General features: G+C 42.7%; 9 protein-coding genes, 1 pseudogene and 1 riboswitch. Of the genes and pseudogenes, 5 read left to right on the top strand and 5 right to left on the bottom strand.

The window, feature by feature from the left end; all coding sequences use genetic code 11:
* A partial coding sequence (locus L3V43_RS08720; RefSeq protein ID WP_237116204.1) for a PAS domain-containing protein occupies window positions 1–261 on the bottom strand: 261 nt, incomplete at its 3' end.
* A 260-nt stretch (window positions 262–521) separates the two neighbouring features.
* Here L3V43_RS08720 and L3V43_RS08715 point away from each other — a divergent pair.
* The 3 genes from L3V43_RS08715 to L3V43_RS08705 all read left to right on the top strand — a co-directional run bounded on the left by L3V43_RS08715 (window position 522) and on the right by L3V43_RS08705 (window position 3,497).
* Window positions 522–1,445: a diguanylate cyclase gene (locus L3V43_RS08715; protein ID WP_102058204.1), complete on the top strand. Its 924-nt coding sequence runs from the start codon at window positions 522–524 to the stop codon at window positions 1,443–1,445.
* Window positions 1,446–1,634: 189 nt separating this feature from the next.
* A riboswitch (yybP-ykoY riboswitch) is annotated at window positions 1,635–1,793 on the top strand.
* A 19-nt stretch (window positions 1,794–1,812) separates the two neighbouring features.
* The gene (locus tag L3V43_RS08710; protein WP_010605615.1) at window positions 1,813–2,376 is read left to right on the top strand and encodes a manganese efflux pump MntP family protein; all 564 of its coding nucleotides are present in this window, start codon (window positions 1,813–1,815) and stop codon (window positions 2,374–2,376) included.
* 443 nt (window positions 2,377–2,819) lie between these two features.
* A complete protein-coding gene (locus L3V43_RS08705; RefSeq protein ID WP_237116205.1) occupies window positions 2,820–3,497 on the top strand; it encodes a LiaF domain-containing protein in 678 nt (225 codons plus the stop codon).
* A 62-nt stretch (window positions 3,498–3,559) separates the two neighbouring features.
* On the opposite strand, the gene L3V43_RS08700 is transcribed toward L3V43_RS08705, so the two are convergent.
* A complete protein-coding gene (locus L3V43_RS08700) occupies window positions 3,560–5,725 on the bottom strand; it encodes a M3 family metallopeptidase (RefSeq protein WP_235367044.1) in 2,166 nt (721 codons plus the stop codon).
* A gap of 238 nt (window positions 5,726–5,963) precedes the next feature.
* On the opposite strand from L3V43_RS08700, the gene L3V43_RS08695 reads away from it, so the two are divergent.
* The gene (locus L3V43_RS08695) at window positions 5,964–6,539 is read left to right on the top strand and encodes a DJ-1/PfpI family protein (protein WP_010605612.1); all 576 of its coding nucleotides are present in this window, start codon (window positions 5,964–5,966) and stop codon (window positions 6,537–6,539) included.
* Window positions 6,540–6,585: 46 nt separating this feature from the next.
* Here L3V43_RS08695 and L3V43_RS08690 read toward each other — a convergent pair whose 3' ends face one another.
* The 3 genes and pseudogenes from L3V43_RS08690 to L3V43_RS08680 form a co-directional block, all read right to left on the bottom strand.
* Window positions 6,586–9,984 carry an ATP-binding protein gene (locus tag L3V43_RS08690; RefSeq protein WP_235367050.1) on the bottom strand — a complete coding sequence of 1,133 codons (3,399 nt, stop codon included), beginning with the start codon at window positions 9,982–9,984 and terminating at the stop codon, window positions 6,586–6,588.
* A 165-nt stretch (window positions 9,985–10,149) separates the two neighbouring features.
* Entirely contained in the window at window positions 10,150–11,133 is a 984-nt protein-coding gene (locus tag L3V43_RS08685; protein WP_237116206.1) for a glutathione S-transferase family protein, read from the bottom strand.
* Window positions 11,134–11,142: 9 nt separating this feature from the next.
* Window positions 11,143–11,352 (bottom strand): annotated as a pseudogene (locus L3V43_RS08680) (pirin-like C-terminal cupin domain-containing protein); the annotation flags it as partial.
* 348 nt (window positions 11,353–11,700) lie between these two features.
* On the opposite strand from L3V43_RS08680, the gene L3V43_RS08675 reads away from it, so the two are divergent.
* A complete protein-coding gene (locus L3V43_RS08675) occupies window positions 11,701–12,210 on the top strand; it encodes a DUF2141 domain-containing protein (RefSeq protein ID WP_237116208.1) in 510 nt (169 codons plus the stop codon).
* Window positions 12,211–12,323: the final 113 nt, after the last annotated feature.

Raw genomic sequence — 12,323 nt, 5'->3', positions numbered from 1 at the left:
CCCTGTTTCCAAGGCTTTTTTATCATCTTTAATGAACTCTTCTACTTCTTCTGGTTGATAAGAGTCAAGTGTGGTGTAGCCAATAATTTTCTCTCTGGCTTCTTCTGGATACATGGAGCGAAAAGCACTGTTCGCTTTTACGATCCTAAGCTGATCATCTTTGATAAAGGCGTAGTCCGGAATATTGTCAAAAATTAAATCGGAAAGAGAATCATCACCAACAAATCTGTCTGCTTTCTCAAGTGGGGTTGAGTCTGTCATAGGAATTTACATTGGGAACAGGTAATAAGATCTATAGTAGGAAAGCGATATTATTCAAGATAAAAGTAATGGAAATGTTAAATAACAAGTGTGCTTCATCACAAAAATGTCTACACTATTATTCGTGCCAGATGCTTTATTTACAGTGCGATACTTACCTAATATTAATCCTGTTAATAGCAACATAAGTGCACTTTGACTTTTTAAACATAAAGACATAGCACACAATCTAAGCCTGAAACAGGAATAAAGGCAATAGCATGTTTGAAGATGTAGTAGAACTAAATAACTGTACCATAGTAGTCGTAGAAGATTCGCCACTCACTCAAAAGGTGCTATGCGCATGTTTAGAAGACATATGCAAAGTCGTCGCTTTTGAAAGTGCTGAGAAGGCCTTGGAATATGTAAAACTTGCATTGCCAGATTTAATCCTAATGGACTGGATGCTAGAAGGGATAACGGGTATAGAGGCTTGTACAGAGCTTCAAAAAGATCCAATAACCGCCCGAATTCCTGTCATATTTGTGACATCCAACATTAAAGAAAATCAGCAAGAAATGTGCTGGGATGCAGGTGCGGTCGATTTCATCAGTAAACCAATAGTAGCACGCACGCTGTTTAATCGCGTACTTACCCACCTAAAGTATAAAAAGCAAGCCGATCAACTTAGAGAGTATTCATACGTTGACGGGCTTACTGAAGCGTTTAATCGCAGATTATTTGATACTGACTTGGAGCGCCACTATCGCGGTGCAAAGCGCTCCATTAGCCCGCTTAGTGTCGTAATGTTGGATGTTGATTATTTTAAGCTCTATAACGACGAATATGGTCATTTGATGGGTGATGATGTCTTGAAGGTTTTTGTAAGCACCGCCAAAAATCATATTCGTCGACCTATGGATGCGCTGTACAGGTACGGCGGTGAAGAGTTTGCCATCTTACTGCCAAACACACCCTATTCTTTCGCCTTAGAGATCGCGCAAAGAGTGGTACAAACCTTCTTCGAAACCGCTATTGAACATAAACTTTCACCACTAAAAGCTGTATCGGTTAGTGCTGGTGTCGCTTCACTTAGTGAGGATAATATCAATCAAACTGTTGAAGAGTTAGTAGAAAGAGCAGATAACGCGCTATATGAAGCTAAAAAGAATGGTAAAAATCGAGTGTTTGGAGAGGCAAGCTAGCAGCTGTTATCACCATAGTAAGTGGTGACCGTTTCCATACGGATCAGCGCAACCTCTGAATTAGGAAAAGGGAGCTGCTTTAGTGTATTGCTATAAGATAAATAACTAAAAATGGAGCCAACTCATTCACCATATCGTGTAGAGCTAGCTATAAACTTAGATTTCTATTTAGAACAATTCTTGATATTATCGCAACTCGTTGGGGAGTAGCCTGCTTCCAATGCTCGGAAGAGTTCGTATCAACATAATTGGCCAAAATGCCATGGTGCGGACACCTCTCGGTTGGCGAGACCATCGATATATCCATGCCTGTGGTCGGGCGTGTGGATATGTCGTGGACTCAAATCGCCCGACCGGAGCAATGTAAATGAATTTCGTCACCCTGCTACTGTTAGCATACGCCATGTCTACCGATGCGTTTGCCGCGGCAATCGGTAAAGGCGCCAGCCTAAAATCACCTCGGCTTACCGAAGCCATAAAAATCGGCCTCATTTTTGGTGTTATTGAAGCCTGTACGCCGCTGATTGGCTGGTTAATAGGACAATCTGCAGCTGGCTATGTCGAGGCTTGGGATCACTGGATTGCCTTTATCTTACTGTTAGGACTTGGCGCTCATATGATTTATGAGAGCCTTAAGGGTAATGACGATGCGCCAGCACAGCACGCAAAGCAACCTTGGTTAAAAACCATTATCACAGCGTTTGGTACCAGTATTGATGCAATGGCTGTCGGTGTCAGTCTCGCATTTGTTGATGTGAATATATGGCTCGCCGCTTCGCTCATTGGCCTTGCCACCACCATGATGGTAACAATTGGTGTGATGATTGGGCATTCGGCTGGAAAGTTCCTTGGTAGTCGAGCTGAAACCTTTGGTGGGGTGATCTTAATCTGTGTGGGAACTTGGTTGCTATATAGCCATCTTTCGATTTAATCGCAAAAAGAGCGGTATATTTACCGCTCACTTACTTATCCCTTTACGTTAGGGCTACTTGGCTTTTAAGCCTTTTTAATCGCTTTTTTCAGCTTTTTGATTTTTGCTTCATGCTTTTCAATCTTTGCTTTACGCGCTTTCAGCTCTTTTTTAAGCGCTTTGACATCGCTTTTCTTCGCCATAACTAATCTCCTTTGGTTGTTTTGCGAACACCTACTACCATAGCAAAGTGACTGACAATATCAAACTACACCTGCGCTACTGCGTTGCCTGCCATCTAATAGTGGTAATTTTGACCAAATACTATTTTGTACAACTAAATATTAGTAAATAAATAGAGTAAGTTGATATTAAAAAACACTAACCACTTGTTTTATAAATGATTTAATGTTGGCTTGGTTGTTGCTTCTATAAGCATAAATCAAGAGAACGGAACCAACCATATGTCTGTACCATTAAAAGATAGGCCTCTCGAATCCGTTAGGGAAGAGGTGATTGACCAGTTAATTCTAAATTACAGCCACGGTGAGCTTTCGGCTGATGCATTCGAGAGACGATTGGATAAAGCATACGACCTGAACGAACAAGAACAAATTGCAGCACTTAGTGCTGATTTACCGCTCAAGTCGGATGCAAGATATCACAGCGAAAAAGCCGCTCGTTTGGGTCCAAAATTTACCTCAAGCGTAGATGGTGCTGAGGCGATAAGCATTACCTCTATACTTAGTTCCAACCATCGCAGTGGCGAGTGGATCGTACCTAAAGAGATCCAACTAAAAAATTACCTTGGCAGCTTGGAACTAGATTTTACCAACGCAATTTTTAGTCACCCTGAAGTACATATTTATATAAATTGCATTTTAGGCAGTGATGAAATCTTCGTACCAGACACAGTCGATGTCATCACCGATATTCGTAATGTTATGGGTTCAGTAGAAAACACTAGAAATACGCTTGCATCTGCAGGGCAGGTGAAACAGCGTCCACGAATTTATGTTCACGGTAGAATGATTTTGGGTAGCATTGAAATTAGCGTAAAGCGCTCAATGAAAGCACAAATAAAGCAATTTGCCGACGGCCTTAAATCCCTATTTGGTGACGGCACGAAATCCAAAAGCTAAAGCTTTATAAAAAACCCCTTGGTTCAGGGGTTTTTTATTATCCGAATAGCAGAGTAAACTTTTTACTGCTCTACAGGAAAGCCTCTATCACGCATAAGCGCTTCAACTTCAGCGTCACGACCTCTAAACTTGCGATACGCTTCTGCTGGATCCATTGAGTTGCGAACTGAGAATAGGTAATCCACTAAACGCTGTGCAACGTCTTTGTCGTAGAAGCCACCTGGCGCTTCTGCAAACGCTTCTGCTGCATCAGAAGTTAATACCTCAGCCCACAGGTAACCGTAGTAACCCGCTGAATAACCTTCACCTGAGAATACGTGACCAAAGTGAGTTGTACGATGACGCATCACGACCTCGTCCGGCATGCCTAGCGCACCTAACTGAGACTTTTCGAATGCAACAGGGTCGCCAATCTTGTCAGGATCTGTGGTATGGAAAAGCATATCCATAATAGCCGATCCAAGGTATTCAGTCGTCGCGAAACCTTGGTTAAAGGTTGCTGACTTCTTGATTTTCTCGATTAACGCTTTAGGCATAGGTTTGCCTGTTTTATAGTGAACTAAGTAACGATTGATCACTTCGTCCGTTGCCAACCAACGCTCCAATAACTGAGATTGGAACTCGGTGTAGTCACGAACACCAGAGTTTGAACTTGGATACTTCACGTTTGATGAAAGCGCATGCAGCGCATGACCAAACTCGTGGAAATAGGTTTCTGCATCTGACCAAGAAATTAAGGTCGCTTCACCTTCTGGTGCTTTCACAAAGTTGGAGTTGTTTGAGCTAAGCACATTTGTTTTACCATCAAATGTTGTATGACTACGATATGACAACGCCCATGCACCTGATCGTTTACCTTTACGTGCGAACGGGTCTAAATACCAAAGGCCGATATTATCACCAGTGGTTTTGTCTGTTACTTCCCAAACACGAACGTCAGGGTGGAATACAGGCACCGAGCCCTTTGGCACTTCAGTGAATTCAAAGTTAAACAGACGGCCTGCTACATAGAACATCGCTTCACGCAAATTATCTAGCTGTAAATAGGCTTTAACTTCGTTTGAATCCAATTGATACTTAGCTTGGCGAACCTTCTCAGCGTAGAAACGGTAATCCCATGGCATGATTTTTATATCATTGCCTTCAAGCTTAGCAATAGATGTCATGTCTGTTACTTCTTCTTTCACGCGCGCAATTGCAGCAGGCCATACTTTTTTCATCAGCGCCATCGCATTTTCAGGCTTTTTCGCCATGCGGTCTTCAAGACGCCACTGCGCGTAATTATCGTAGCCGAGTAAGTTAACGCGTTCATGTCTAAGCTTTAGGATGTCAGAGATAATCGCTTTATTGTCGTACTCGCCACCGTTGTTGCCACGGTTATAGTAGTTGTTCCATACTTTCTCGCGTAACTCACGCTCTGTTGAGTAGGTTAAAAATGGATCCATTGATGAACGAGAGTTGGTAATCGCGTACATGTCCGCCTTACCGCGCGCTTTTGCAGCAGCCGCTGCCGACGCAACAAACGACTCAGGCAAACCTGACAACTGGTCTTTAGTGAGATAGACTACATAGTTTTCTTCATCTGCAAGGACGTTGTTTGCAAATTTAGTATGTAGCTTTGATAGCTCAAGATTAATGTCCGCGTAACGCTTAGCGTCTTCACCTTTTAGCGTCGCTCCATTGCGGGCAAAGCCGTTATAACGCATCCAAGTAATACGCTGCTCTTCTGCCGTTAGCTTTTTATATTCAGCGCCTTCGTATACCGCTTTTACCCGTTCAAAAAGCGCTTGGTTTTGGGTGATTTTAGAGCTGAACTCTGAAAACTTAGGCACAACTCGCGATTGGATTTCTCTAAACTCTGGGCTTGAAATATTTGCACTCCAAAGGCCGTAGTAGGTAAAAACGCGATCTAAAGGAGCACCCGCTCTTTCTAGTGCAACAATGGTGTTCTCAAAAGTTGGCTTAGCTGGATTATTGGCTATTGCTTCAATTTCTTTCAAATTATCAGCCATACCAATTTCAAGCGCAGCTTCTAAATCTTCAAGCTTCATTTTGTCAAAATGAGGAACGCCTTGATAAGGACCTGAAAACTCCTGTAAAAGCACGTTATCATATTGCTTACTTTGCAGTGATTTTACTGGTTCTTGGCTTTGCTCTGCTGTGCCCGCACAACCCGCAAGGGCTAAACATACAGCTGCACTTAATAATGTGATGGAAGGTTTGAACATATTGTTTCATCGCTTGTTGTTATCGTGGGATAGATATTACGGATCGTCTCTAAAAGTGCAATCGCTTTGCGGGAGAAACAAGGTTCTCTGCGATAGAGCAAAAATGCTAGTACTCATAGTAGCTTAAAGACACTAAAACTATAGTGAGTGGAGTTTTTTCATGGGTTGTTACAATTTACCTTGAAAATTTAACTAAAATCAGCCAAGTTAGTAAAAAACTGATCTGTAGGGAAAAATAATGGAAGTTGGTATTTTCATCTATGACGGTGCGGAGTGTTTAGATTTTTGTGGCCCATTTGAGGTATTCAATACCGCAAAGCGATTTATCGAAACCCCAATTAACGTCAGCCTTGTCGCACCAAGTCATGTTCCTGTTACCTCGCGTGGCGGCATGAGTGTAAACCCCCATTACAGTATCTACTCGCACCCAAAGTTTGATTTGCTCATCGTAGTCGGCGGACTGCATCACCAAATTTGCAGTGATCACAACGTACTTAATTGGCTTGCAGAAACAGCGAACCATACCTCTCAGTGTGCATCTGTTTGTACAGGTGTGTTTTTATATGCCGAAGCAGGCCTTATTGATGGCAAGCGAGTCACCACCCACTGGCAGGATATCGACGATTTGAGAGAACAATATCCCTCTTTAGAAGTCGTTGAGGACGTAAGGTTTGTAATGGATCAGAATTTTACTAGCTCAGCGGGTATTTCGGCAGGTATCGATATGAGTCTAGAACTAGTGAAAAAGCGCTTTGGGCAATCGGTAGCAAGAAAGACCGCAACCCAAATGGATTATGACTGGCCTAGAAGTTAATAATGATGAGTAAACCCACCATTATTAAACGAAGGCCTCGCTCACTCTAGCCATTGTTGATATCTGCGAACTCTAACTCACTCACGCGCTTTTTCGCAAATACGACGACTTTATCGTATTCACTTTGCGCCTGTTCCAAGTGTGATTTACACTGCCCTGCTTGGTGCTCACGCGCATAAGTCTCTATTTTATCGAGCAGATCAAAAAGTGTTTCTGCAGCTAAATCACCAGCTTGACCTTTAAGTGCATGGCTGTACCTTGCCGAAGCGTCGCAATTACTATTTTTGATACTCAATCTAAGCTGTTGCATTTGATTTTCAGAGTCATTCAAGAATAAGGTGTACACCTTTTTAAGTAATTCTTCATCTCCAGAGAGGCGCTCGAGCACGTCAGCTTCGTTTATCGGCATGCCCGTTTGCTCTTCTGCCACGCTTTCAAACGGGTGAATAAGCACAGAGTCATCATCCTTAGCATGCACACCTAGCACATCTAGCACGTCAAATAACTGTTCGACGACCACAGGCTTAGTCACAAACTCATCCATTCCTGCATTGAGACAACGTTCTTTTTCACCCGCAAGGGCGCTGGCAGTCATCGCAATAATGATCGCATCTTTATACTTATCGCCACCTTGACCTTGACGGATCGCTCTTGTGGCCTGATAACCATCCATTCCTGGCATATTACAGTCCATAAAGATAGCATCAAAATCAACCTCTTGATGCTCAAATAACAGTAGCTTGTTCACAGCATCTTGACCATCAACGGCAAAACTCACCTTAGCTCCTTGTCCTTCCAAAATACCTTTTGCCACAATCCGGTTGATTTGATTATCGTCTACCACCAAAAAGTGACAGCCCGCGACCAAGTTACCACTTAATGCGACTGTCTCACCTGACTTCTTCAAGCTAGGCTGTAATCGAATTGCTTTATTTAAGTCAAATAGCGCGACAAATTCTCCAACCCGAAGAGGTGAAGAGATATGCACTATGTTATCAGCATCGTTAATATTCTGAAGCTCATCCCCCACTAAAATAAGTTTCTCAAAATAATTTTGAGCTGATTTCATTTGCATATAATCTTGCTCATTCGTAATGATGCATATATCACTCTGCGTCTCTTTCTCAACGCACTCACCACCGCATTTAGCGATAAGCTTAGCGATAGAGTCTGACTCCAATTTGGTTTTACTGAGCACAGAGACTGTTTTGCCGGCCAATACTTCAGGCACGTTGATGGGCTTAGTTTGCGCACTAGAAAACGGTAATTCAAACCAAAACTTGCTGCCTTTAAACTTTTCACTCTCAAAGTGAATATGACCGAGCATTTTTTCAACTAACTGCTTACAAATAGAGAGTCCAAGGCCTGTTCCACCAAACTCGTTCGAGGTATTAGCAGATTCTTGACTAAACGATTGAAATAGCTTGTTTTGATTAGCTTTTTCAATTCCAACCCCAGTGTCTTCAACTGTGACTTTCAGCCATACCGTGTCGTCTAACTGTTCGGTGGTAACGGTCAATTTCACATGACCTTTTTTAGTAAATTTAATTGCGTTACTAAGGAGGTTATAAATTATTTGTTTAACGCGCGCCGCATCCCCGCACAGTTCAATATGCGCTAAACCAGTTTGGTCCAAAATATAAGTGATACCCTGTTCTTTGGCTTTCGCCGACATAGACAGCGCGACATGTTCAATGACAGAGAGCGGGTTGAATGGTTCATTATCGATATCCAGCTTACCCGCTTCTATCTTCGACAAGTCCAGTACATCATTAATTAACGACAAAAGCGTAGTCGAGCTGGTTTCCATCATTTCTAGGTACTTATGTTGGTGCTTAGTAACGGGCTCTTTTCTCACCAAGTTTAGTGATCCTAAAATCCCATTGAGAGGCGTCCTCATTTCATGGCTGATAGTGGAAATAAATGCACTTTTCACTTCTGACGCTTTCGCTGCTTTATCCCGAGCGTCCACCAGCTCTTTGGTACGCTCCTTCACCTCTTGCTCCAGTCGTTCATTTGCTCCAACTAACTGTGCTTCCGCTTCTTTTTTCGCTGTGATGTCTTCAACGAATAGTGCGACCCCCTGAATGCGTCCATTTCCTGCGTAGATTGGAGACAAACTAAGTGAAAGCCAGATGTTTTCATGGGCATTTAAGTCTAGTTGTAATGACTTAGACTCCACCACTTCGCCCTGTAAAACCATATTGGCATAGTGAAATAAAAACTGATGCACAGCCTCTGGCAAAAACTGTGGGTTGTTACCTAAACGACTGTTATTCAGCTGTTTAAAGAAGCGCTGTGCCGACTCATTAAAGCTGGTGAGCTTTAAGTTGCTATCAAAGCCAAGCACACCATCTGATGCACCATCTAAAATCGCCTTAAACTCTGCTCGCGTTGAATCGAGCGCACGTAAACTGCTCGTATATTGCCAAAATGCAAAAAAGACTAGAGCGAATACACCGCAGGCAATAGCGAGTAAAACATAGGTCGTTAATCGTTTTTCATTGAGGCTTTGCTGATAAACAGCAAAAGGGATAAGATTAACGAGCTTAACTTCTAAGTTGTTAAAGTTAGCCCCTTCAACCTTGCTAATGAGCGCAAGAAACTGCTCTCCCGTTGATTTTTCTTCCACCAGTTGGATTTTATTGGACCATGGCGTCACGCGATATAATGTTTGAAAGTTGATTTCGGGGTTTATATCTTTGCTGTATCGTAGCGAAAATTCAGGATGATAAATAAACGAATCATCTGCACCTAAGAGCATCACTTGTTGCATACTTGGCGCTTGAGAGACAATTCTGTCTATCATCTTTTCAGCATTGGTATTAATTACCAATATACCAAATAAGTCGTTATCTATATCGTAAGTCGGTAAAGTAAAACGTTTGGTTGGTTGAAAAGGCGTGACGACTTGTCCGTGCTCGCGATTTAAGTTGATTGTTGTGGAATAGATAGTGCGTTCTGGCAGTTGCAGTGCTTGGATAAAGTAATCACTTTCGCTCTTATCTTGTAGTTTGCTATCGGATACAGCAATTACCTGCCCTAGCTGTCGCTCAACCCTAACCATTTCCATCCCAGAATGGGCGTCAAGTAGGCGGATTTGGTTAAGGCCATCATACGAATATAACATTGACCTAAAAATCGTACTTAGTCGTGCCCGCCAAACATCAAGCGGCGTGTTTTCTTGAGGGTCGATACCATCGTTTTTTTCCGCTCTGGCAATCCCCTGAATTGGCGGGGTGTCTAGCAGAAAATAAAGAAACCGGCGGTTATCGTCGATCTCTCCCAAATAAATATTGTTTTGCGCCGAATGTACCTGCTCTAAGCGCTGATAAAAGCTTTCGTTAAGGTCGCGATGGATACTATTTTCAAAATATAAGATGGCACTCACCATCACGGCGAGCAGCAGTACAATAGCGCCCTTAGCAATATTGGAAGAAGACACATTTTCTCCTTGGACAGTGGCCTGACTGTTAGGCATAAAGACCTAAAATGCGTTTGCACTTAAGCACAAGGAGCAGCTATAAGCAAACGCATTATTAAATCTAGTCCAAATAGGCATAAAGACAAAGGTTCCTTACCATGGACTCAGAATAATAAGTCAGGTCATTTACAACGTAATGCCTTTGCGATTATGAAAACGGTGATAATCAATGCTTGGCCCTTCTGGTACTACTTGGGTTGGATTGATCATCGTATGGCTAAAGTAGTAGTGCCTTTTAATGTGGTAAAAATCAACCGTATCTACAATACCTTGATGTTGATATAAGTCACGTACATACGCAGAAATATTGGGGTAATCTTCGATTTGCTTAATGTTGCACTTGAAGTGACCATGGTACACGCTGTCGAAACGGATGAGAGTCGTAAATAGTCTCCAGTCGGCTTCCGTTAATTGTCCTTTCACAAGATAACGTTGCGCAGCGAGTCTTGCTTCGAGCTTATCTAGCGCGTTAAATAACGCGCTTACCGCACTGTGATAAGCATCTTGGGTTGTCGCAAATCCGGCTTTATATACGCCATTGTTGATGTTGTGATAAACAAAGTCGTTTATTTCATCGATTTCATGCTGTAGCGCCTCTGGGTAATAATCAGTGTCGTTTCCCGTTATCTGGTTAAAGGCACGATTAAACATGCGAATGATTTCACTCGATTCGTTGCTCACGATTTGCTCCGTTTGTTTATCCCAAAGGACTGGCACCGTGACTCGACCCGAATAATTTGGGTCTTTTTTCGTATACAGCTGATGCATAAAACTGAGCTGATACAGGCTATCACCGACTTCTGGACGCTGACTGGTAAAACACCAACCTTGATCTAACATATCAGGGTCTACAATCGATACATCAATATGCGCCTCTAAATGTTTAAGCTGTCGGAAAATGAGCGTTCTATGAGCCCAAGGACACGCAAGGGAAACATACAAATGGTAGCGTCCGGACTCTGCTTTAAAGCCCGCTTTACCCGTTGGCCCTGCGCTGCCGTCTGCTGTTACCCAATTTCTTAGTTTTGCAGACTCACGTTCAAACTTGCCTTGGCTACTTTTTGTGTCATACCACTTATCGTGCCATTGACCGTCAATTAATAATCCCATGTAAACCCCCTATACAATATCGCCGAAGCGTCCTTGTTGATAATCTCTTACCGCTTGATGAAGCTCCTCTTGGGTATTCATCACAAATGGTCCCATATGCGCTATTTTTTCATTAATCGGCTGCCCTGCAAGGATCAAAAAGCCAACATCATCCGTCGCGAGGAGAGCGAGGTTTTGACTTGGGTCAAGCTCAAGCAACGTTTGCTCCCCATAGTTTTCAAATCCAGCGATGCGGTTAATATTTACGCCAGCACCATCTTGTGTTGCCTGTGCTTTGTTCGTTCGGATAATGTTCATAATAGCTCTCGGGTTAACCTGAACTTGGAATAATCAGTTCAGCGCAATTATTTAATAGTTAGCCTACCAAACCTGCGCGAGAATAAAATTAGTCAAATTTGGCTATTTCGTTCTATTGCGTCGAATGATTGTTCCAATCTATTACAACGCGTAGTCACACTGGTCAGAACAGTCTTTAACATTGCTCTCACCTAACAATTTTTAACAGTATTTACACAATTATCTGACAAGCTTGTGGAGCTACAATTTAACCCTTAATAGGAGCAAAGGATGAGGTCCCTAAGTTTATTGTTTGCGCTGGCACTACTTGCGGCGTGTAGTTCAACAAGTCCGGTAAGCGTAAATACGGTTGCAGGTCCCCCAACGAGTCTTACGGTTGAGATCACTGATGTGACCAATACCGATGGTCAAATGCTAGTACTGTTATTTGACAATAGCGCTGACTACCACAGCGATAAAAATGTGAATGATCCAGACGCTCACTTTTTTCGCAAGCTGATTGTCACACCACAAACTCCTACCACGACGGTCACTTTTGAAGGCGTGCCTGCAGGCCAGTATGCGATCCACGTGATCCATGACGAAGATGGTGATGGCGGCATGGATCGGATGATCTTCCCATTTACCGGCATGCCAAGTGAGCCTTATGCACTGTCGAATAACATTCACGATAGCTTTTCAAAAGGCGATTTTGAAGAGGCTTTGTTTACTGTAAAGGCCCCTGACACTAAGATCCAACTTGCCCTCTCTACGCATTTATCAAAAATGACGGGGCTGTAATGCTTAAATACTCACAGGTGCTGCAATGCCTGTGAGCTACCTTTTAAGTTCTGACATTTGTCATTTTATTTTCTGACAACCCTCACTCACGCTTCATCTTATAGCAACGCATA

Source organism: Pseudoalteromonas sp. L23 (assembly GCF_021728455.1).
Lineage (GTDB): Bacteria > Pseudomonadota > Gammaproteobacteria > Enterobacterales > Alteromonadaceae > Pseudoalteromonas.
The sequence above is the reverse complement of the archived record's forward strand: the minus strand, read 5'-3'. Positions and strand labels throughout refer to the sequence as shown.